General features: G+C 67.4%; 24 protein-coding genes. 7 read left to right on the top strand and 17 right to left on the bottom strand.

Translation table 11 applies throughout. The features are described from left to right. Positions 1-12: 12 nt before the first annotated feature. Positions 13-651 (bottom strand): TrmH family RNA methyltransferase, encoded by a 639-nt coding sequence (locus KCTC_RS07690; protein ID WP_125570070.1) that lies wholly within the window; start codon positions 649-651, stop codon positions 13-15. A gap of 157 nt (positions 652-808) precedes the next feature. Between KCTC_RS07690 and KCTC_RS07695 the strand changes: the two genes are divergently transcribed. The 3 genes from KCTC_RS07695 (at position 809) to KCTC_RS07705 (ending at position 2,221) form a co-directional block, all read left to right on the top strand. Beyond that, the gene (locus tag KCTC_RS07695) at positions 809-1,486 is read left to right on the top strand and encodes a DedA family protein (protein ID WP_125568296.1); all 678 of its coding nucleotides are present in this window, start codon (positions 809-811) and stop codon (positions 1,484-1,486) included. 85 nt (positions 1,487-1,571) lie between these two features. Continuing rightward, positions 1,572-1,820, top strand: coding sequence for a type II toxin-antitoxin system Phd/YefM family antitoxin (locus tag KCTC_RS07700; RefSeq protein WP_125568298.1), 249 nt, complete (start codon positions 1,572-1,574; stop codon positions 1,818-1,820). An 8-nt stretch (positions 1,821-1,828) separates the two neighbouring features. Next, the gene (locus KCTC_RS07705) at positions 1,829-2,221 is read left to right on the top strand and encodes a type II toxin-antitoxin system VapC family toxin (RefSeq protein WP_197715158.1); all 393 of its coding nucleotides are present in this window, start codon (positions 1,829-1,831) and stop codon (positions 2,219-2,221) included. Here KCTC_RS07705 and pyrE read toward each other — a convergent pair whose 3' ends face one another. Continuing rightward, positions 2,222-2,749, bottom strand: a complete 528-nt coding sequence (gene pyrE / locus KCTC_RS07710) for an orotate phosphoribosyltransferase (RefSeq protein WP_125568302.1) — start codon at positions 2,747-2,749, stop codon at positions 2,222-2,224. A 17-nt stretch (positions 2,750-2,766) separates the two neighbouring features. Here pyrE and KCTC_RS07715 point away from each other — a divergent pair, with 17 nt between their 5' ends. Beyond that, positions 2,767-3,924: an aminotransferase class I/II-fold pyridoxal phosphate-dependent enzyme gene (locus KCTC_RS07715; RefSeq protein ID WP_125568304.1), complete on the top strand. Its 1,158-nt coding sequence runs from the start codon at positions 2,767-2,769 to the stop codon at positions 3,922-3,924. Here the strand turns inward: KCTC_RS07715 and KCTC_RS07720 are convergent. The 6 genes from KCTC_RS07720 to KCTC_RS07745 are packed head-to-tail and all read right to left on the bottom strand — an operon-like array spanning position 3,911 to position 7,105. Further along, the gene (locus tag KCTC_RS07720) at positions 3,911-4,885 is read right to left on the bottom strand and encodes a hypothetical protein (RefSeq protein WP_125568306.1); all 975 of its coding nucleotides are present in this window, start codon (positions 4,883-4,885) and stop codon (positions 3,911-3,913) included. The two genes, KCTC_RS07715 and KCTC_RS07720, sit on opposite strands and share 14 nt — an antisense overlap. Before the next feature lie 44 nt (positions 4,886-4,929). Then, positions 4,930-5,220, bottom strand: a complete 291-nt coding sequence (locus KCTC_RS07725; RefSeq protein WP_125568308.1) for a YciI family protein — start codon at positions 5,218-5,220, stop codon at positions 4,930-4,932. Between the two features lie 31 nt (positions 5,221-5,251). After that, positions 5,252-5,473: a hypothetical protein gene (locus KCTC_RS07730; protein ID WP_125568310.1), complete on the bottom strand. Its 222-nt coding sequence runs from the start codon at positions 5,471-5,473 to the stop codon at positions 5,252-5,254. 8 nt (positions 5,474-5,481) lie between these two features. Continuing rightward, positions 5,482-5,823 carry a TfoX/Sxy family protein gene (locus KCTC_RS07735; RefSeq protein ID WP_197715159.1) on the bottom strand — a complete coding sequence of 114 codons (342 nt, stop codon included), beginning with the start codon at positions 5,821-5,823 and terminating at the stop codon, positions 5,482-5,484. Positions 5,824-5,831: 8 nt separating this feature from the next. After that, positions 5,832-6,803, bottom strand: a complete 972-nt coding sequence (locus KCTC_RS07740; RefSeq protein ID WP_125568314.1) for a TIGR03086 family metal-binding protein — start codon at positions 6,801-6,803, stop codon at positions 5,832-5,834. Beyond that, positions 6,800-7,105, bottom strand: coding sequence for an ArsR/SmtB family transcription factor (locus tag KCTC_RS07745; RefSeq protein ID WP_125568315.1), 306 nt, complete (start codon positions 7,103-7,105; stop codon positions 6,800-6,802). The genes KCTC_RS07740 and KCTC_RS07745 overlap by 4 nt, the downstream gene beginning before the upstream one ends. Positions 7,106-7,157: 52 nt before the next feature. Here KCTC_RS07745 and KCTC_RS07750 point away from each other — a divergent pair, with 52 nt between their 5' ends. Both KCTC_RS07750 and KCTC_RS07755 read left to right on the top strand, forming a co-directional pair. Beyond that, positions 7,158-7,811, top strand: a complete 654-nt coding sequence (locus tag KCTC_RS07750; protein WP_125568317.1) for a response regulator transcription factor — start codon at positions 7,158-7,160, stop codon at positions 7,809-7,811. Next, positions 7,802-9,073 (top strand): HAMP domain-containing sensor histidine kinase, encoded by a 1,272-nt coding sequence (locus tag KCTC_RS07755; protein WP_125568319.1) that lies wholly within the window; start codon positions 7,802-7,804, stop codon positions 9,071-9,073. The genes KCTC_RS07750 and KCTC_RS07755 overlap by 10 nt, the downstream gene beginning before the upstream one ends. Positions 9,074-9,100: 27 nt before the next feature. Here the strand turns inward: KCTC_RS07755 and KCTC_RS07760 are convergent, their stop codons facing one another. Next, positions 9,101-10,408 (bottom strand): carbohydrate binding domain-containing protein, encoded by a 1,308-nt coding sequence (locus tag KCTC_RS07760; protein ID WP_125568321.1) that lies wholly within the window; start codon positions 10,406-10,408, stop codon positions 9,101-9,103. A gap of 168 nt (positions 10,409-10,576) precedes the next feature. Here KCTC_RS07760 and KCTC_RS07765 point away from each other — a divergent pair, with 168 nt between their 5' ends. Then, a complete protein-coding gene (locus KCTC_RS07765) occupies positions 10,577-11,911 on the top strand; it encodes a COG4705 family protein (RefSeq protein ID WP_231998635.1) in 1,335 nt (444 codons plus the stop codon). A gap of 66 nt (positions 11,912-11,977) precedes the next feature. Here KCTC_RS07765 and clpB read toward each other — a convergent pair whose 3' ends face one another. From clpB to dnaJ, 8 genes are all read right to left on the bottom strand, one after another. Further along, a complete protein-coding gene (gene clpB / locus KCTC_RS07770) occupies positions 11,978-14,560 on the bottom strand; it encodes an ATP-dependent chaperone ClpB (protein ID WP_125568323.1) in 2,583 nt (860 codons plus the stop codon). An 80-nt stretch (positions 14,561-14,640) separates the two neighbouring features. Next, positions 14,641-15,321, bottom strand: coding sequence for an enoyl-CoA hydratase/isomerase family protein (locus tag KCTC_RS07775; protein WP_125568325.1), 681 nt, complete (start codon positions 15,319-15,321; stop codon positions 14,641-14,643). Between the two features lie 6 nt (positions 15,322-15,327). Next, positions 15,328-16,188 carry an Abi-alpha family protein gene (locus KCTC_RS14895; protein ID WP_197715160.1) on the bottom strand — a complete coding sequence of 287 codons (861 nt, stop codon included), beginning with the start codon at positions 16,186-16,188 and terminating at the stop codon, positions 15,328-15,330. A gap of 17 nt (positions 16,189-16,205) precedes the next feature. After that, on the bottom strand, positions 16,206-17,528 hold the full coding sequence (locus KCTC_RS07785) for a hypothetical protein (protein ID WP_125568327.1): 1,323 nt from the start codon (positions 17,526-17,528) through the stop codon (positions 16,206-16,208). A gap of 87 nt (positions 17,529-17,615) precedes the next feature. After that, positions 17,616-18,503 carry an Abi-alpha family protein gene (locus KCTC_RS07790; protein ID WP_125568329.1) on the bottom strand — a complete coding sequence of 296 codons (888 nt, stop codon included), beginning with the start codon at positions 18,501-18,503 and terminating at the stop codon, positions 17,616-17,618. Then, positions 18,503-19,783, bottom strand: a complete 1,281-nt coding sequence (locus tag KCTC_RS07795) for a hypothetical protein (protein ID WP_125568331.1) — start codon at positions 19,781-19,783, stop codon at positions 18,503-18,505. The genes KCTC_RS07790 and KCTC_RS07795 overlap by 1 nt, the downstream gene beginning before the upstream one ends. Positions 19,784-19,913: 130 nt before the next feature. After that, positions 19,914-20,354 (bottom strand): heat shock protein transcriptional repressor HspR, encoded by a 441-nt coding sequence (locus tag KCTC_RS07800; RefSeq protein WP_125568333.1) that lies wholly within the window; start codon positions 20,352-20,354, stop codon positions 19,914-19,916. Further along, positions 20,351-21,490 (bottom strand): molecular chaperone DnaJ, encoded by a 1,140-nt coding sequence (gene dnaJ / locus KCTC_RS07805; protein ID WP_125568336.1) that lies wholly within the window; start codon positions 21,488-21,490, stop codon positions 20,351-20,353. The genes KCTC_RS07800 and dnaJ overlap by 4 nt, the downstream gene beginning before the upstream one ends. Between the last annotated feature and the right edge of the window lie 77 nt (positions 21,491-21,567).

Here is a 21,567-nt window from a genome sequence, read left to right on the forward strand (position 1 = left end):
CCGCGGGTGACTCTACCCGCGCCAGGCGTCCGTGGACGAGAGGTCGGCGTACGTCCTGATCCAGCTGTGCATCGCGATCGCTGCCGCAGCCGACGCGTTGATCGACCGGGTGGATCCGAACTGCGCGATCGAGAACGTGCCGTCACACGCCTCCCGCGCCTGCTCCGACAGGCCGGGACCCTCCTGACCGAAGAGGAAGCAGACCTTCTCGGGGATCTCCATCGACTCCAGGTGCAGGCTGCCGGGCAGGTTGTCGATGCCGAGCAACTGGACCCCCTGCTCGTGGAGGTACGCCGCGAGTTCGGGGACGGTGTCATGGTGCTTGAGGTGCTGGTAGCGGTCGGTCACCATCGCCCCGCGGCGGTTCCAGCGTTTGTTGCCGACGATGTGCACCTCGGCCGCAAGAAATGCGTTCGCGGTCCGGACGATGGTGCCGATGTTGAAGTCGTGCTGCCAGTTCTCGATCGCCACGTGGAACGTGTGCCGGCGACTGTCGAGGTCGGCGACGATCGCCTCCATCGTCCAGTAGCGATAACGGTCGACGACGTTGCGGCGGTCGCCGTTGCTCAGCAGCTCAGGGTCGTACTCGGGGCCGGTCGGCCAGTCGCCCTCCCACGGGCCGAGTCCGACCTCGGCCTGCCCGTAGGGCATCGGGTCGTAGGGCGACCGAGCGAGGTCGATGTCGACGCTCGCGTCGGCATCGCGCCGAGAGAGGGAGCCCGCCGCGCCCGCGGCGCGGCCCGGCGCGCGCTCCTCGTTGCCGTCGTTCACCGCACGAACGGTAGACCCTTCCCCGTACAGTGACCGCGTGCACGATCTCCTGATTCAGCTGCCCAGCCTCTCGATCACGAGTTGGATCTCCCCTGACTTCCTGCTGACGAAGTTCGGCGGAGACCTCTTCTGGCTCGGCATCATCCTGCTGGTCGTCGAGTGCGGGCTCTTCTTCCCGTTCCTGCCGGGCGACACCTTGCTGTTCGCGATGGGTCTGTTCATCGGGGTGGACAAGATCCACTTCCTCGGCGGACACCGTTGGGTCGAACTGGTCGGACTGCTGGTGATCTACACCGCGTCCGCCTTCGCCGGGAACGTGCTCGGGTACGAGATCGGCCGAAAACTCGGGCCGTCGTTCTACAACCACACCGGCAAGATCATGAAGCGCGAGTACCTCGACGACACCCAGGCGTTCTTCGAGAAGCACGGTCACTCCGCGCTGGTCATCGGCCGGTTCGTGCCGCTGGTGCGTACGTACATCACCGTCGTAGCGGGCATCACCAAGATGGACCGCCGCGGGTTCTTCGTATGGAGCTTCATCGGCGCGGCCGGCTGGGTCGCCTCGATCTCGCTGATCGGCTACTTCCTCGGCAAGCAGTTCCCGGGCCTGGGCCACTACATCGACCTCATCACGTACGGCCTGCTCGCGGTGACCGTGGTCGTGATCGGCTTCGAGTTCCTGCGGAAGAAGATGCAGGACAGCAAGACCGCCTGATCCAACAAGAACGGTCCTTCCCGACCCCGGGGAGAGCCGTTCTCGTTTCGGTTGGTTCAGACTGGTCTACGACTAGTCTGAAACCATGACCGCAGCAACCGTGGGCGCCTATGAAGCGAAGACCCATCTGCCCGCCCTCTTGGCACGGGTGGAAGCAGGCGAGACCGTCACCATCACCCGGCACGGCCACCCGGTCGCGAAGTTGGTCCCGATCAGCGACGTACGCATGAGCGATGCCGAGTGGGAAGCCCTGCTCGCGCGGCGCTCAACCACCAAGGTGCTGAACCCGGGCGAGACAATGCGCGACCTCATTCACGAGGGCCACCGGGTTTGATGCCATTGGTGGTGGATGCCAGCGTTGCCCTGGCTTGGGTCATCCCCGATGAACGGACCGCGGCGACCGACGGACTCCTCATGACCGCGCGATCCGACGGAATCGTCGTACCGACGATGTGGACCTACGAGGTGGCCAACGCGCTCACTCTCAGTCTGCGACGCGGCCGTCTTGGGCGAGACAGCCTCGACGATGCCTTCGCCGTGCTCGGAGCCCTTCCCACCGTGGCGATCCCTGATCCCGGGGTCGAGCGGTTGGCACGGCTTGCCGTCCAGACAGGCCTGACCGCCTACGACGCTGGCTACATCTGGGTCGCTGAGCGTGAAGCGCTCCCCCTGGCAACGTTTGACGGCCGTATCAGGGACGCCGCATCCGCGCGCGGCATCACCGTCCTGCTCTGATCAGCCCTCGGCGGCGTCCAGATCGGCGCGCGTCAACACCGACCGGATCTCGAGGTCGACATCGCGCAGCGACTCCCCCGGCTCCGGGGAGCGGTCGATCGCACAGATCACCGTCTCGACGATCGCACCCGCGGGACGCAACTCGTTCACGGCGTCGCGGACTGCACCGCCCGAGGTGATCACGTCCTCGATGAGGGTGACCCGCTTGCCGTTGAAGTCCGGGCCCTCCGCGAGCTTCGCGGTGCCGTACTCCTTGGCCTTCTTGCGGATGAAGATCGCCGGGATCCCGGTCTTGGCCGACACCATGGTGGCGATCGGGATGCCGCCCATCTCGAGACCGCCGAGCAGTTCGGTGCCCTCGGGCAGGAGTTCGACCATCCGGGACGCCACCCGCTCCAGCAACTCCGGCTGCGCCTCGAAGAGGTATTTGTCGAAGTAGGTGTCGGACACCTTGCCCGAGCGCAGCGTGAACGTGCCGTGCAGGCGGCAGGTTGCGTTGATATCGGCGGCAAGGGAGGCGTCGGTCATGGCTCTAGGTTATTGACATGACTCTGTCGCAGCGTCTGCACGGTATCCCGCCGACGATCTTCACCGAGATCTCGGCGTTGGCCGTACGCACCGGGGCGGTCAACCTGGGCCAGGGATTCCCGGATGAGGACGGACCGGCGACGGTCCTCGAGGCAGCCGCAAGGGCGATGCGCGACGGTGCGAACCAGTACCCACCCGGTCCGGGCATCCCGGTGTTGCGGGAGGCGCTCGCACGCCACCAGCAGCGGACGTACGGGCTCGAACTCGACCCGTTCTCGCAGGTCGTGGTCACCACCGGTGCCACCGAGGCGATCGCCGCCGCGATCCTGGGGCTGATCAATCCGGGCGATGAGGTGCTGGTCCTCGAGCCGTACTACGACTCGTACGCCGCAACGATCCAGATGGCCGGCGGCGTCCGACGGACAGTGCCACTGCGCGCACCCGACTTCCGGCTCGATCCCCAGGAGTTCGCCGCGGCCGTGACGCCGCGTACGAAGGCAATCCTGCTCAACACCCCGCACAACCCGACCGGCACCGTCCTGTCGGCCGACGAACTGCGAGCGATCCGCGACCTCGCCGTCGCGCACGACCTGATCGTGATCAGCGACGAGGTGTACGAACACCTCACCTACGAGACACCGCACACGCCGATCGCCACCCTGCCCGGCATGGCCGAACGGACGCTGACGATCTCGAGCCTCGGCAAGTCGTACTCACTCACCGGTTGGAAGGTCGGTTGGGCCACCGGTCCGCAGCACCTCGTCGCCGCCACGCTGTCAGCCAAGCAGTGGCTCACCTTCACCACCGCGAGTCCCCTGCAGCACGCCGCGGCGTACGCCCTCGACAGCGAACCGACCTGGCCTGACCACCTGCGCGACGAGCTCCACGAGAAGCGGGACCGCCTCGTGTCCGGGCTCAACGGCCTCGGCATCCCGACGACAACTCCTCAAGGCACCTACTTCGCCGTGTCCGACGTCAGGACGCTCGGCTGGAGCGACGGCGACGCGTTCGCGCGTACGCTCCCCGACCGAGCCGGAGTGGCCTGCATCCCACTGAAGGGATTCCACGATTCCGACGCCGGCGCAACTCTGGTGCGGTGGGCCTTCTGCAAGAAGTACGACGTGGTCGACGGTGCGCTCGAACGCCTCGCGAGGGCTGATCTCAGCGCTGTTTGAACCACTCGGCCGAGTCCGATGCGCCGAGGCCGAGGAGCACGGACACGGCGCCGGCCAGCCAGATGATGCTGATGACCGAGGTGATCATGAGCACGCTGATCACCGCGGAGATCGCGGACAGGACGATCAGCGCGATCCGCGCCTGCGGGGAGCCGCGGAGCACCAGTACGCCCGCGAGGACGCCGGCCAGACCAAGGATGACTATGACGGCGGCTGCGATCGCCGCAAAGGGCAACTCGCGGTTCAGGTCGGACAGCGACACCGACATTTGAAGCGCTTGCGTCCGGTCAACGACGCTCTGACGAAGGTCCGGTTGAGCCAGAAGCGCGACCAGACCGATCCCGCTCAGAAGCCCGCCGATGGCCGCGAGCGAGGAGAGCACGATCGCCACCACAGCCGAGTAGGTCACTCGCGATGGACGCGGAGGCTGGGTTGCAGACATTGCCGCTGGCGGTGGCGGCAAGGGGGCCGGGTACGAGTACCCGGGCGGGCTGGTCCGAGCCGGAACGGTCGGAGGCGAAGACACCCGAGGCGCGACCGCAGCTTCGCCCGCGAACCACGGAGCGGCGTTGCGGGACCACAGCAGCCCGATCCCGACGAGCATGCCCAGCCCTGCGAACCCGCTCGCCATCAGGCACACGATCAGGATCGGCAGGGCAAGTACGGCGAGCGCGATCCGGGACTGACGCGATCCGCGGCTGGCAAAGATCGCCAGGACGGCGACCGCGGCGGCCAGCACCGCCGAGATGTTCGCGCTCACGCGGAGAAGGTCCTGAAGGGTCGTCACGCTGAGGTGCGACGACTTCGCCCAGCCCATCGACAGTGCCTTGTTGAGCGCGGCGACCGTCTCCATGGAACCGATGTTCCGCAGCGTCGAGACAGCCTTGATGACCGTCAGCACCGCCGACACCACGATCAGGGCCGTGGCGGCGCGTACGACAGGAGGTTGTGGGGCTGGCACCCTCAGAGTCTCCCAGAATCGGACGCGCCGTCAGGCCCCGACGATCACATGCCCGGCATGGCCAGGAACTCGGCGACCTCGATGGTGCCGATCTGCAGGTGCGGGTGGCCTTCAAGGACCGCGTCGAGGGCCTCGCGCGAGTCGGCCTGCAGGATCGAGTAGCCACCGATCTCGCCACCGTCGACCGGCGAGCCGCCGTCGACGATCGCGTCGCCAGCCTTGCCGAACCACTGCATCCACGCGTCCATGCCAGCCTGGGCCTGCTCGGGGGTGCCGTTCGCGATCTGCTCGCGAGCAGTCGTGTCGGACTTGTACAGAACGAGGAACTTGCTCATCTCATGTCTCCTTGATTCGTCGGGTTGTCGGTCAGGCCAGGGAGGCCTGAGCCCTCGCCCAGGCGGCGTCAGCTCGCGCAGCGCTGCCCGGGATGATCTGGAACAGCGTCTTCGGCACGGCGCCGAGGAAGCCGTACGTGGTGCCGTTCTTCTCCACGAAGTACTTCGGGTTGGCGTCGGGGGCGCTCCTGATGCCACCGACCGACACTGCGAACGCGCACTTGCCGTCGAAGGCCATGGTCTGATCCGTCATGTCTCTGCTCACTTCTTCTTGGGGGTCTTGGGAGGGAGGGCGCCGACGTACGCCAGCGCGCGCTCGATCCACGGCTCGGCAGCAGCGTTCGCGGGGATGGTGAGGTAGCCCCCCATCGGTCGGACCTCCGGTCCGAAGGGGTTTCCGCCGACCGCTTCGAGAGCGCTGAGCCCATCGGCGTCAAGTTTCACGCCGGTGGTGTCGCCGAACAGGCCGGCGAACATGTTGCCGTTCACGAAGGCGCCCAGCTGGCCGAACATTGGCTTCACCTCGACGCTGGGGGACGCCGCGGCGAACGGCTCGAGCAGATCCCGGAATGCCTGCTTCGAAGCCTCAGAGGCTTTGGGCATCTGCATGCTCAGGCCGCCTGCTCGATCCGGGTCCGACCAGCGAACGCGGCCAATCGGTCGAGCGCCGACCCGCTCCCGGACACCGCGACCTCGGGCTTGAACGAACCGCGGTCGCGACCAGCCACGATGATCGGCGTGACAAGCTCGGTCACGTACGCCACCAGCTCGTCGCTCACCCGCATCTGCTGACCCGACGCCTCGGCAAGGTCCCATCCGTGCAGCAGCAGTTCGAGCGAGATGATCGCCTGCGCCATCGACGAAGGCAGGTGCCCACCGACCGCCATGTCCTCGTCGTACGCGAGCCAGGCCGTGATGACCTGAGCGGCCATCACGGACACCTTGTCCTCCAACGACCCAGCCTCGGGTCGGGTGACCGTCACGCCGGCCATCTCCCCCAGCGAGGCCAGGCTGCCCATGAGGTGTTCGGCGAGGCCGTGGCAGTCGAAGTCCTCGCACGGGGTCTGCTTCGGTCGATCCTCGGCGGTCAGTCCGCGCAGGATCGGCTGGAGGACGGCCAGCGACGCCTCTGCCGCGATCAGCGGGTCGATCGGGTCCGGCGCCCAGGCCCATTCGTCGGGACCTGCGTCGCCGGTCGTCGCCAGCTTCTCGAGGCGATCGAGGAAGTGGGTCCAGCCCTCGGCATGAGCCGCAGCTTCCTCCAAGGTCAGATCCTCATGGGTCAGCGTCACCCGGGTCCCGCTGTCGGTCGGCTCCAATGTGATGGTCACGGTGGACGCATCGGGTGCCAGGTCGCCGTCCTCCCAGCCCCAGCCGAAGACGACCCGCTTGCCGGGCTCGATCTCCTTGAAGGTGCCCGCCGCGCGGTGGCCGGGGGTCACGGTCCAGCGGTATTCGCCGCCGACGCGCAGGTCGACAGTCGCGGCCACCGTCTGCCAGCGGCGAAGCCGCTCGGGCTGGGTGACCAGTGCGTACGCCTCGTCGAGTCCGACAGGGAGGTCGGCGCTCTTGGTGAACGTCATGCGTGTTTCCTCATCTCGTGAGCATCGGCGACGAGCTGGTCGAGCTCGTCGGTCCAGAAACGATCGATCTCGGCCTGCAGCGCTCGCAGACCGGACGGCACGACTCGGTAGTGCCGTTCGCGCCCGACCTTCTCGGCCTCGACCAGCCCCACTCCGGCGAGCAGGAGGAGGTGTTGGGAGATGGCCGAGCGGGTGACGGTGAACTCCGCGCTGATCTGACCGACCGTGCGGGGCCCCCGAGCCAACAACTGCAGGATCCGACGCCTGGTCGGCTCCGCAGCTGCACTCAGCGGGTCGTTCACGTGAAATACGTTAGTCACCACTAACGCATTTCGCAAGTGTACGGTTTCCCGCATGGCGCTGGTCGCGGTCTGCGAGGACGACAACGCTGTACGCAGCGTCCTGCGACGCGCACTCGAACAGGACGGCCACGAGGTGGTGGCGGTGGGCTCCGCCGAGACACTCCTCGCGCGCCTGGAGCCGCGGCCGCAGGTCGTCATTCTCGACCTCGGCCTCCCCGATGCCGACGGGCGCGACGTGGCCGTGGCTCTGCGTGCCCGCGGCTGCGACGCCCCGATCCTGATGCTCACGGCTCTCGACGGGCTGCACCACAAGATCCAGGGCTTCGAGGCCGGCGCCGACGACTACATGACCAAGCCGTTCGACATCCCCGAACTGCTCGTCCGGGTCCGCGCGCTGGTCCGCCGGAGCTCGGTCGATGTCGGCGTGGACGACCTCGTCCTCGATCCGGCGCGGCACGTCCTCTCCCACGGTGCGGTCACGGTCGATCTCACGCCGACGGAGTTCAGGGTGGCGGGTCGACTGCTGGCCGCCCGAGGAGAGGCCGTACGCCGGCACGCGTTGGTCGCCGCCGGGTGGCCGCACGGCGCGTACGTCAGCGACAACACGCTCGACTCCTATGTGCGTCGTCTGCGGACAAAACTGGGGACACTGGGCATGGCCGAACGACTGGTCACCGTCCGTGGGGTCGGCTACCGATGGGACTGAACCGGTTCCGTGCCCAGGTCGTCTCTCTGGCGGTGGTGATCGCCACCTGCGTGATCGGCGTCGGCGTGGTGGTCACCGATGTCCTCGTCGGACACATCACGAGCGCCGAGGCCGACGCGCTGGCTCGTACCCGCGCCGAAGCAGTCGCAGCCAACGTCGAACTGCTCGGCGGCCGGGTGGCGTTGACCGAGGGCGGCAGCGAGGCCCTCGACTCCGTCACCTGGGTGTACGCCGACGGCCGACTGATCGACGGGACCGTGCCGAAAGCTCTCGCCACCGAGGTCGCGGCGCTCTCGACGAGCACCCGCGAGCAGATCACCCGCGGTCCGCAGTATCTGTTGCTCGCCCGACCTGTTGACGTCCCGGGCCACCGGGTGGCGGTCGTGGTCGGCGTGGATCTCACCGCGTTCCGGACCTCCGAACACCGAACGCTGGCGGTCACCCTGATCCTCGGCGCCCTGACCGTGCTGCTCGTCGGCGTGATCGCGTACATCGCGATCCGGCGGGTGCTCCGGGTGGTCCGCGAGATGGCTGCGCTTGCCGACGAGTGGGGCGATCACGATCTCGGCCGGCGGTTCGCGCTCGGCGAACCGCGCGACGAGTTCGGGGAGCTCGCGCGCACGCTCGATCACCTGCTGGATCGGGTCGAGGACGCACTGGCCGACGAACGGCGGCTGACCGACGAGATCGCGCACGAGTTGCGTACGCCGCTGACCGTGCTCCGCGGAGAAGCCCAGCTGGCGCACATGTCCGGAGAGGCCCTCGATCCGACCGTCGTGGTGGCATCGGTCGACCGGCTGACGAGCTCTGTCCAGACGATTCTGAGTGCGGCGCGTACCCGACTGCACGGCAGTACGTCCTGCGAGTTGCGACCGGCCGTCGTCGCAGCCGTGGCGGACCGCCGGATCGCGGTGGACGTACCAGCGGGTCTGCGCGTCGGCGTGGCCGACGACGTCGTACGCGCGGTCCTCGGACCGCTGCTCGACAACGCTCTGCGGCACGCGCGGTCCGAGGTACGCGTGGACGCGATCGGAGACCCGGACGGTGTCATCGTGAGCGTGCTCGACGACGGTCCCGGGTTCAGCGACGACAGCGTCGAGAGTGCGTTCGAGGTCGGCGCCTCCGGCGGGCCCGGACACGGTCTCGGCCTGGCGGTGGTACGACGGATCGCGAACGCGACCGGCCTGGACGTGCAGGCCGTCGCCAGCGGACGAGGCGAGGTCACGGTGCGGTTCCCGGCACCGAACACCCCAACCCAGTGACCGCCCGCACAGGGCACGGTTTGCGTGCTACTTGACGTTGATCGCCGAACTCCCGGCCTGCGCGTACCCGGGGGCAGCCAGCGCGATCGCGCGATAGGTGCCAGCCGGAACGGCCACCGCCCACGCCTTCGACCAGCCGGTCGAGGGCGCCACCCACGTACGAATGACCGCCCAGGTGCTCCCGACACGGCGGAGCAGCTCGACCTTCTGGCCGCCGACTCCGGTGACGGTGGTGGTGACCGTCCGGGCCTTGGCGGAGACGGTCACGTGGGTCACCGCAGTCATGCTGACGTCGTCGACGTACGTTGCAGACGGCGTGTTCGCTCCGGTGATGAAGAACGTCGCCGTATGACCGGAACCGGTGGTGAAGGTCCTCGTCGTACGAACCCAGAACCTGTTGCTGACATTCGTCGTCGCGAGCCTCAACACGTTCCCCGGGTTTCCGGACACGTTGGAGAGGACGAAGTGGAGGTCGTTCTTCGCAGGTGCCGTGTTGGAGTTGTACTCCACCCAGAACGACAGCGTGTACTGGGTGTTCGGGTGCACGGCGAAGATCTGGTACCACACGTCATCAGCACCTGACGATGCGAACGCCAGTGACCTACCACCGGTGTTGGCGGTGGACGACGAAACGAACGAATCAATCGGGGTCCCGTTGCGGACCCACGGGCTCAAGGACCCGGCCTCGAAGCCGCAGTCGCCGATCAGATTGTTCTTGATCGGTGCGCAGCCGACCGTCTGCTGCGCGACGACATAGACGTCATCGACGTACGACCCGGACGGCACGTTGGCGGCACTGACGGTGAGCGTCATCGTGTGGGCCGAGCCGGTCGTGACGATGCTCGACCCCGTGACCCAGTCCAGGTCGACGTTGTTGGAGCTGAAGATCGTGGCAGCAGCGCCGGGCGCACCAGCCACATTCGTGACCGTGAAACGGATGTGGTCCTGGGCAGAAGCCGCACTGCTGTGACCGGAGGAGAAGCGCGCGCCGACCAGGTACTGAGTGTTCGGGGCGACCGCGATGGTCTGGGTCCATACGTCATCGGCACCGGACGAATAGAAGCCGAGCGCATGGGTTCCGCTGTGTGCCTCGATGGTGTTGACATTCGAGAAGTCGCTGACGTTGTGTGTCCAACCGGGAACGACCCCGCCGGTGACGGGAGCCTCGAATCCACAGTTCTGGACGAGGTTGCCGGCTACCACCGCGCAGTTTCCACCGAGGATCGGATCGGTGAGCAGGAATGCGTTCGCAGGCGCGCTGCACAACCCTGTCACCACCGTGACCACGAGGGCCGTCACCAGCGCGCCCCTACGAATCCGACGGATGTTCGCCATGGTGTTGCTCCCTCTGCTCCACCGCACTACGAGCCCCCGACAGGTCACGCTAGACCTCCGGGCGGCATCGCAGGAGGGGTCGCAGCGACCTTCCTTCGGTGACCGGGGTCACCCGTTCAGGGGATACCAGTCAGGTTAAAAGCAGGTTCTCGCCGCCACCATCGGGCTATGACGACCACTGATGTCACACCCCGCGGCGCCGCCACCGGCCGCGCGATGCTCAACAAGGTCCCCGAGGTCACCATCTGGTTCTGGATCATCAAGATCCTGTGCACCACGGTCGGTGAGAGCTTCGCGGACTTCATCAACGGCAAGTTGGCCAACGGCCTCGGCCTGAGCGACCCCGCCGCACTCGGCTGGACCGCGGTGATCTTCACCGCCGTGTTCGTCGCCGTGATCGGCTGGCAGTTCGCCACCAAGCGCTACACCCCGTTCCCGTACTGGCTGACCGTCGTCGTGGTGAGCGTCACCGGCACGCTCTACACCGATCTCCTCACCGACAACCTGCACGTACGCCTGTGGGTGTCCTCGGCGGTCTTCTCGGTCCTGCTCGCGATCGTGTTCGGCATCTGGTGGCTGCGGGAGCGTACGCTCTCGATCCACTCGATCACGACCGTGCCGCGCGAGGCGTTCTACTGGCTGACCGTCCTGGTCACGTTCGCCCTCGGCACCGCGACCGGCGACTGGACGCTGGAGCTCACCAACTGGACCCCGGCCCACTCCGTGCTGCTGCCGTTGGGCCTGATCATCTCGATCACCGCCCTGTGGAAGTTCGGCGCCAACCCGGTGCTGTCCTTCTGGCTCGCGTACATCCTGACCCGGCCACTGGGCGCGAACATCGGCGACTGGCTGGCTGCCCCCAAGGTCGCCGTCAACGCCGGCGACCCGACCGGTCTCGGCCTCGGCACCCTGGTCACCTCGCTGATCTTCCTGAGCGCGATCCTCGCCACGGTCGTCTATCTGACGATCAGCCGCAGCGACGTCGTCGAGACGTACGAGGCGACCCACGTGCCGACGGTGACGACCACTCCGCTCAAGGAGCGCCTCGGTCTGGTCGGCTTCGTCGTCGTCGCCGTCGCCACCGCGGGCATCATGATCTGGGCCCACAACCAGCCGCACGCCACCTGCGACCCGAGCGGTGCCAGCGAGACCATGCCGGCCTGCCCGAAGGCTGCGGCCACGAGTGCCTCGGCTGCGAGCGACGTCGCTCACTACGAGCTGCTCGCCCAGCAGACTCTGGCAGCGACGAAGTCCGGCGACTCGGCGGCCGCGAAGGCCAGCGCCCAGAGCCTGCTGGACGCGTGGGACGCCGATGCGACCTCGCTCCAGGTGCTCGACCACGGCACGGTCGACCAGCCGAACGCGGTCTGGACGCTGTTCGACGACCAGCTCAACACCATCTCGACCGACTACGCGCTCGACCACGGCAAGCCGGTCGCCGCCGCCACCCAGGAGAAGGACCTGAACGCGCTCCTCGCGCTGTTCAAGGCGCACGCGTTCTGATCCGTACGAACCAGGAAGGGCGCCTCCTCTCGGGGAGGCGCCCTTCTGTTCGTTCTCGAGGCTGTTTCAGACGGTCAGGGTCAAACCGTGTTCGCCACGATCGATCCGCACTGAACCACCATCGGCCACCTGACCGCTGATCAACAGCTTGGCCAGCTCGTCCCCGATCGCACTCTGGATCAGGCGGCGCAAAGGCCGGGCCCCGTACGCCGGGTCGTACCCGGTCTCGGCCAGCCACGCCTTCGCGGCGTCCGTGACATCGAGGTCGATCCGCCGCGACGCCAGCCGCGAGGTGAGGCCGGCGAGCAGCAGCTCGACGATGTGGGTCAGCTCGTCCTTCGACAGCGCCTCGAAGATCACGATCTCGTCGAGCCGGTTGAGGAACTCCGGCTTGAACGATGCGCGTACGACTGCCATCACCGACTCGTCCCGTACCTCCGGCGCCAGACTCGGGTCGATCAGATACTGCGATCCGAGGTTGGAGGTCAGGATCAGGATCGTGTTGCGGAAGTCGACCGTACGCCCCTGGCCGTCGGTGAGCCGTCCGTCATCCAGCACCTGCAGCAGGACGTCGAAGACTTCCGGATGCGCCTTCTCGACCTCGTCGAGCAGCACCACGGAGTACGGCCGGCGACGAACCGCCTCGGTGAGCTGACCACCCTCGTCGTACCCGACATAGCCGGGAGGCGCACCGACCAGACGTGAGACCGAGTGCTTCTCGCCGTACTCACTCATGTCGATGCGGACCATCGCGTGTTCGTCATCGAAGAGGAAGTCAGCGAGGGCCTTGGCGAGCTCGGTCTTGCCGGTGCCCGTCGGGCCGAGGAACAGGAACGACCCCATCGGCCGGTTCGGGTCCGCGATGCCGGCGCGCGAGCGGCGTACCGCATCGGACACCGCCTCAACGGCGGCCTTCTGACCGATCAGGCGTTGGCCGATCACGGATTCCATCTCCAGCAGCTTCTGGGTCTCGCCCTGCAGCAGCCGCCCGGTCGGGATGCCCGTCCAGGCCTCCACGACATCAGCGATCTGCTCGGCTCCGACCTCCTCGCCGACGAGCTTGTCGTCGATCTGCGCTGCCTCATCAGCCGCTTCGATCCGATGCTGCATCTCGGGGATCTGCCCGTACAGGATCGCGCTGGCACCAGCCAGGTCGCCCTCACGTTGCAGCCGCTCGGCGTCGATCTTGAGCTGGTCGAGCTGGCGACGCAGTTCGCCGGCACCCTCGTTGGCCGACTTCTCGCGCTCCCAGCGGACGTTCAGCGCGTCGAGTTCCTCGAAGCGGTCCGCGAGGTCGCGGCGCAACGACGCCAACCGGGCCACCGATGCCTCGTCCGACTCCTTCGCGAGGGCGTACTCCTCCATCTGCATCCGGTCGACCTGACGTTGCAGCTGGTCGATCTCCTCCGGGCGTGACTCCTGCTCCATCCGCAGACGCGAGGACGCCTCGTCGATCAGGTCGATGGCCTTGTCCGGCAGTTGGCGACCCGGGATATATCGCGCCGATAGAGTCGCAGCGGCTACCAGCGCAGCATCAGTGATGCGTACGCCATGGTGCGCCTCGTACTTCTCCTGGATGCCCCGCAGGATCTGGATGGTGTCCTCGACCGTCGGCTCGCCGACGAACACCTGCTGGAAGCGCCGCTCCAGCGCCGGGTCCTTCTCGATCCGCTCGCGGTACTCATCCAGCGTGGTCGCGCCGACCATGTGTAGTTCCCCACGGGCCAGCATCGGCTTGAGCATGTTGCCGGCGTCCATCGAGGAGTCGCCACCGGCACCAGCGCCGACCACCGTGTGCAGTTCGTCGATGAAGGTGATGACCTGGCCCTCGGCTGCCTTGATGTCCTCCAGGACCGCCTTCAGGCGCTCCTCGAACTCACCGCGGTACTTCGCTCCCGCGACCATGCCCATCAGGTCGAGGCTGAGTACGCGCCGGCCCTTGAGGCTGTCCGGGACATCGCCGGCCACGATCCGCTGAGCCAGCCCCTCGACCACAGCGGTCTTGCCGACGCCCGGTTCGCCGATGAGCACCGGGTTGTTCTTCGTACGCCGGGACAGGACCTGGATCACCCGGCGGATCTCCTGGTCGCGGCCGATGACGGGGTCGAGCCTCCCCGACTCCGCGGCAGCGGTCAGGTCTACGGAGAACTTGTCCAGGGCGTCGTACGTGGCCTCGGCCGCCTTGCTGGTGACACGGCGGTCGCCGCGGAGGGCCTTGAGCGCATCGGTGAGCAAGTCGGCCGTGAGGCCGGCGTTCGCGATCACCTTCTGGGCGCTACTGGTGACCTCGGCCAGCCCGAGGAACAGGTGCTGGGTCGCGGCGAACTGGTCTCCCCGCTTCTCCGCGACCGTGATCGAGCGACCGAGGACCTCCTCGAGCGCGGGGTTGGCACCGGCCTGGCGCACGGTCGTACCGGTCGCCTTCGGGAGCGCGTCAGCAGCGGCACGTGCGGCAGCGGCGAAGGCTGTCGGCTCGGCCCCGGCCTGGCGGGCCATCTGGGTGGCCATCCCCTCGGTGTCCGACAGCAGCACGACCAACAGGTGGAGCGGATCGACCACGGGGCTGCCCGCAGCAGTGGCTGCTGCCTGGGCCGATGCCACGGCCTCGATCGCCGCGTCGGTGAACTTGTCCTGGGTGAACTGACTCATGCCTGCTTCCGTCGATCTCGAGGACGCACCGGATGTGCGCTACTGATCTGTCAACGTCCTCAGAGTTGAGTCTGTTCCACTCAACTCTGAGGAAGCGTGACGCCACCCGGCTGAGCCAGCCGAGCAACGGCGACGTCGTACATCTGCGCCTTGATCGCTGCGATCGTCGCGGGGTCCTTGTCCCCCAGCGGCACGACCCTTGCGAGCGCGCTGGCCACCAGGTCGGCCTCGGCGGCAACGTCATCGACGATGCCGACAGCCTCCGCCTCAGCGCCGCCGTAACGGTGCCCGGTCGACATCGAGTCCAGAGCCGTGCGCGGTGACACCTTCGCCTGGATGAGGGCCGCCATGCCCGGCGTGAACGGGATCCGGATGTCGGCCTCGGGGAAGCAGAAGAAGCCCCGGTCCTCGCGCATGAAGCGCCAGTCGCACGCCATCGCCAGCATCGCTCCGGCACCGAAGGCGTGTCCGTTGATCGCGGCCACGGTGGGTACCGGCATCACCAGCAGGCGCGCGAGCAAGCCCTGGACGCGCCCGACGTACCACGTCGCCTCATCGGCATGAGTCAACAACCAGTCCAGGTCGAGGCCATTGGAGAAGAACTTGCCCTCGCCGGTGACGACCAGCGGCAGCGGCTCGGCGACCACCTGATCGAGCGCGGCATCCGCGGCGTCGAGCCACTCCGGCGAGAAACGGTTCTCGTCGTCGCCGAGCGTGAGGACGTACGCACCCTCGCGGGGGAGAAGGGAAGGAGTCGACATGATCGGTCAGCCCTTGGGTGGAGCCGACTCCTCCGAGGCCAGCGGCGCGGCGTGCTCCGGCAGCTCCTTGTCGGCGTTCGCGAGCAGCACCATCCGTGCGAAGCCCTCACCGAACGGGGTGAGGTGGATCGAGCGACGGACGACCTTGGGGAATCGCACCGAATGGAACGCGTGCAGTACCTCGGGCTGGGCCTCCAGCACCTGGTAACCCTCAGGGTCGTCGATCGGTTCCTTGGAGAACCAGATCAGACCCAGGCGGAACAGGTTGTTGAGGTACGCCGGCACGTTGCCCACCTTGCGTACGCCGGCGCGCGGCCCGATCATCTGCAGCCCGGACGCCACCAGTTCGCTCGAGCCGAACCCACCCGTACGCACGTCGACCGACGGCTGCGGGCCACCCTCGATCATGAGGCGCAGGATGCGGGCCTCGTCCGGGGCCAGCTCGGTCAGGATGCGTGAGTACGCGGGGTGGCCGTCGTCCTGGATGGTCACATCGGCCGAGCGGTCGAGCAGCGCGGCACCGCGGCGACGCAGGCCTTCGGGGCTCTCATCGACCGGTCCGTCGAATCCCAGCGGGACCAGTTCGGTGACAGCGGCGACACCCGGGACCCGGGCCAGGCTGGCGACAGGTGTGCCGAGGACAGCGTTTGCGAAGACGACGACGTTGTCCAGGACACCGATCGCATCACGGGTGAGTGCGGTCAGCTCACCGCGGTCGACCGTCGCCTTGGCCAGGCGCCAGGAGGTGCGCAGAGACGTACGCGCCCCCCAGAGGGCAGTGTTCGCAGCAGCGGCGCCGGCGACGCGGGCCAGACCGGGAACAGTGGCGGCGACGGGTACGACGGAGCCGCTGGGGTCGCTGGCCACCGCCGAGGCGGCATCGGTCAGCCGATTCCGAACAGAGCCAAGTGAAGGAATCCGCCCGCCAGTCCCATGATCGCCCCGTGGGCGTACAGCATCCACTCGTCCTCCTTGATCGCCGACCGCATCATGTCCACAAAGTCTGCGGGCGGAAGTTCTCGTGTCCGTTGTGCGACGAGCCGTTGGATGTTGCCGGCCTGCTTCTGGCTGAACTCCGCGTCACGGAATGGCACCAGCGTACGGTCAGCGGCTTCCTGCGCGACACTCGCGCTGATCCGTGCGTACCGGTCCTTGCCCATGATCGCCCAGGCGGCCGGGCGGTAGAAGCCGATCGCCTGATCGACGACCGGTGCCAGCGCAACGCCGAGGAGTCGCTTCGTGGCGTCGCCGTGCGGGCCCTCCATCAGGAAGTCGCCGATCCGCTCCAACGTGATCACCTCGGCGGCGATCAGGTCCGCGTAGACCTCCGCGGCCTCGGACTGTCGGCGGGGGAACAAGCCCTGGATCTTGATGCCCAGGAAGTAGCGCGGCTCGGCCGGGTCGAAGATCAGCCACATGCCGAGCAGGTTGGTGATCCAACCGACGACGATGCCCATGCACGGCAGCAGCCAGACCAACTGCGACTTCCACGAGGTCTCGTGCACCAGCGAGTCGATGATCGCCACCGGGATCCCGAGCAGGAATCCGAAGATGAAGCCGAAGACGACCATGAGGCGCAGTTCCTTGGCGCCGAAGTCGCGGAAGATCCGGACGACCAGCTCGGGATGGTCCCGGAAGTGGTCGATGACCATCAGCTTCGGGTCGAGCAGTTCGTCGATATTCTCGCCGATCTGATCGGTGACCCGCCCGACGATCGATGGCAACTGGCCCTGGACCCGGTCGATCATCGCGGCCTTGAGCGGTGCCGGGATGTCATTCCAGAGGCGCGGGTGCTCCTCCTGCATGATCTGGTCGACGATGACCGGCAGCTGCGGCTCGAAGATCGTGACGATGTGCTCGGCGATCTTGTCCGGCTCCAGTTGCTGGAAGAACTCGGCGGGAGTGCCCAACTTGGCGATGGCCTTGTCGACGGCGATCGACCCCATCTTGGCCGCGCGGGCCGGGACGATGCCCTGCCAGCCGACCTTGCCGAGCGGAAGCCCCGGGACCTCGTGGATCTTGCGTGGAAGCGGCGCGATGATCGCCTTCAGACCGGGCACGTTCCAGCCGTGGAAGTGGACCGGGGAGAACAACATCCACAGGCCCGACCAGTTGATCAGCCAACCGATGACACCCGTGAAGACCGGGATCGTTGCCATCTGGACCCAGTTGATGTGGTGGAACCACTCATTCAGCCAGTGCAGCACGTCCGCATCCCTTCGCCGGTGGGGGCTTCCAGCCGGGCGAGCCTAGCGTTCAGCACGCGGCGGACGCCATGAACCATCTCAGGGCGTCTAGTCACCCACGCGGCGCAACGGATCCGGATCCGCGGGGACCGCGTGCTGGGGACGATCGACCAGACCCTCGAAGTCGGCGAAGCAGGCGACCGCGAAATCCACGCCGAAGGGAGTCAGGTGCAGGCTCTTGCGCAGCACCTTCGAGCGGCGTACGGACCTGGCCGCCTCGAGCACATCCGGCTGGGCTTCGACGACCTGGTAGCGCAGCAGGTCCTTGACCGGATCGTCGCTCTCCCAGACCAGCCCGAGTCGGGTCAGGTTGATGAGGTAGGTCGGGATCGAGTCCGGCGAGCGGAGCGAGGCTCGGCCCCCGATCATGCTCAGGCCGCTGGCGAGTACGCGCTTGGAGTTGGAGACGATCACGTCGACGGTCGGCTGCGGGCCTTCCTTGAGCAGCAGGACGAGCATGCGTGCCTCGTCTGGCGCGATGCTCTTGAGGATCCCCTCGAACGCCGGGTGCCGCTCCTCCTCGTGCCAGACGTCACGCGAGCGGCGCAGCAGGTCCTCGCCGGCCCGCCGCAGGCGATCGGAGTCGCTCTGCTCGACCGGCTCCCCGGTGCCGAGTTGCTCGGCGATGCCCTTCGCGCGGTCCAGCAGGATCGCGCCGAACTCGGCAGCCCCAGCCAACGGCGTGTTCGCGGTGACCGCGCGGGCGAAGTCGGCGACCTGACCGGTCACCTTCGCGACGTCGTCCGCCAACTCGGCCGCGGCGATCGGGTCCACCGCCGCCTGGGCGATCCGGCGAGCACCCTTGCTGTACTGGGTCACACCCCAACCAGCGGTGCGTACGAGCGTGGTGGCGCCGATCCGCGCCAGACCCAGGCCCGACGTCAGGACCAGCCCGCCGTTCGTCTGCGGTGTCTCCTTCTTGCGTGCTCCAGCCATCAGCCAACTCCGAAGATCGAGAGGTGAATCAACCCGCCGACGAAGCCCATGATCGCCCCGTGGGCGTAGAGCATCCACTCATCCTCTTTGATGGCGGCGCGCATCATTTCAACGAACACCGGCGCCGGAAGTGACCGGCATCGGTCGGCGATGAGCGCACGGATCTTGTGCGCCTGCGCGGTGGAGAACTCGACGTCCCGCAGCGGCTCCATCGTGAGCTCGACCGCCTGCTCGGCGACCGAACTCCGGATCGCGTCGAAGCGGCTGCGACCCATGGCGATGCGTACCGCCGGCGCGACGAAGCCCAGGGCATCGTTGATCGCAGGCTCCAGTGCCTCGACCAGCATCTGCCGGGTACGGTCCGCCGACGGGCCGACCAGGAGGTGGTCGCCGATCCGCTCAAGCGTGATCACGTCCATCGCGATGTGGCGACCGTAGACGTCGGAGGCCTCCCACTGGCGTCGGGCGAACAGCGCGTGGATCTTGAACGGGCCGAACCTCTTGGGCTCGGCCGGCTCGAAGATCAGCCACATGCCGAGCAGGTTGGTCATCCAGCCGACGCCGACGCCCAGCACCGGCAGCAGCCACCACTGACCGAAGATCTGATCGGCCAATGCCACCGGAACGCCGAGCAGGAATCCGAAGATGGCGCCGAAGAGCACCATCAGGCGCAACTCGCGCGCACCGAACTCCTTGAAGATCCGGACCACGATCTCCGGGTTCTCCTCAAAGTTGTCGATCACCATGATCTTGGGATCGATCAACTGATCGATGTGCGTCCCGATCTCGGTGGTGACGTTGCGTACGACGCCCGGCAACTGCTTCTGGACCCGGGAGATGACCGCGTTGCGCAGCGGCTCGGGCAGATCGCCCCACAGCCGCGGGTGCTCCTGCCACATGATCTCGTCGACCAATACGGGGAGCTCGGGGCGGAAGGCCTTGACGATGTGCTCGGCGATCAGCTCCGGATCGAGATGCTCGTAGAAGTCCGACGCGGTCGCCATCTTCGACAGAGCCCGGTCCACCGCGATCGAACCCATCTTGGCTGCCCGCGCCGGGACGATGCCCTGCCAGCCGAGGTCACCGCGCAACCAGCCGGGAATCTCCTGGAACTTCCGCGGCAGCCGGAGTGCAAGCTCGCGCAGGCCGGGCACGTGCCTGCCGTGGAACCGGATTGGGGCGAAGAGCATCCACAGACCGGTCCAGTTGATGAGCCAACCGATGATCGCGGTGAAGATCGGGACGGACCAGAAGTGCACCCAGTCGATGTGCAGTGACATCTGGGGGCCTCCTTCGTCCGGTCGTCAGTGGTACGAACCGGCCCCCGACAGTTCTCGTCGCCGAATTTTACGGTCCGGCTTCCGTGAGAACTAACCCGAAAGGGCTACTGAGACCACTCTCACACAGCCTTCACGACGGGTTGCGCCGCCAGACGACGACGGACTGACCGGGCTCCGGCGCCCGCAACACCGGGAGACGCGAGGCTGGCGCGCTCGTCTGGGAAGCGCGAGTGAGCGCCACCGTCTGGCGAGTGACCTCCAGTTCGGCGGCGAGCTCGCGCACGCGCGTACGCAGGGCGTCAACCTGGTGCTCCAGATCCATGATCCGGCGTACGCCCTCAATGCCGATGCCGGTCGACGTCAGCGCTGCGATGTGGCGCAGGACGTCGATGTCGTGCGCGCTGTACCGACGGCCGCCGCCCCCGGTCCGGCCCGGAGTGATCAGGCCGAGACGTTCATACGTCCGCAGGGTCTGCGGGTGCAGGCCGGTGAGCTCGGCCGCCACCGAGATCACGTAGACGGCGTGGTCACGCTCCGGTTCGGGAGTGTGGCCGTACAACCCGGTGGTCATGCTTCCTCGAACAGATTGGCGCGCAGCGGCTTGTCGGCGGTTGCGGTGCGGTACGCCTCGACGGCGGCGCGCGTGGCCTCATCGAGATGCGCAGGCACCTGGACCTGGACGGTCGCCAGCAGGTCGCCGCGTACGCCGTCCTTGCCGGGGACGCCCTTCCCGCGGACGCGGAAGGTGCGGCCGGTCGGGGTGCCGGCCGGGATCTTCAGCGTGACCGGAGCGCCACCGAGCGTGGGGATCTTGATCTCGGCGCCGAGTGCGGCCTCGTCGAAGGCCACCGGGACGTCGATCGTCAGGTTGCTCGCCTTGCGGCCGAAGATCCGGTGCGGGCTGACCCGGACCGTCACGTACAGATCGCCGGCCGGACCGCCGTTCGACCCGGCGCCACCCTTGCGCGGCAGCCTGATCCGCTGGCCGTCGTTCACGCCGGCCGGGATGCGGGCCTGGATCACCCGATCGCTCTGCCCGCGACCGGTGCCGTGGCAGGTCGGGCAGGCCTCGTCGTAGACGAGTTGGCGTCCGCCGCACGTCGGGCAGGTCTCATTGATCGAGAAGCCGCCGAGGTTGTTGATGACCTGGCCGGCTCCCTCACAGGTCGGACAGATGTGCGGGCGCGTACCCGGCTTGCCGCCCGTGCCGCTGCAGGTCGCGCAGGGTGCCTCGCTGGCCAGCCGGAGACTGACGGTCACCCCGTCAACGGCGTCGGTGAAGCCGATCGTGGTGGTCGTCTCCGCGTCCGCGCCCTTGCGTGCGGCCGGCCGCGCCTGCTGGCGGCGCTGCGTACCGAAGAGGTCTCCGAACATGTCGCCGAGACCGCCCTGCTGGCCGCCGAACAGGTCACCGAAGTTGACCCCCTGGCCGCCGCCGGCGCCACCGAAGCCGAACCCGCCGCGTGACATCGAGCGGAACTCGTCGTACTTCTTCCGCTTCGCCGGGTCACTGACGACGTCGTTGGCCTCGGACGCAACCTTGTAACGGTTGTGCCGCTCGGTGTCGCCAGGGTGGGTGTCAGGGTGGTTGTCCTTGGCGATCTTGCGCCAGGCCTTCTTGATCTCCGTCTCGGTGGCGTCCTTCTTGACGCCGAGTACGGCGTAGAAGTCCTTGTCGGCCCAGTCGGCGCGGTATTCGTCACTCATCCTGACCTCCTCCCAAAGTCGAAAGGTGAAGAAATTCGGTTCGAGAGGTGAATGGATCCGGGACCACTGCAGAAGAC

Origin of the sequence: Nocardioides baekrokdamisoli (assembly GCF_003945325.1) — a bacterium.
Taxonomy (GTDB): Bacteria; Actinomycetota; Actinomycetes; order Propionibacteriales; family Nocardioidaceae; genus Nocardioides; species Nocardioides baekrokdamisoli.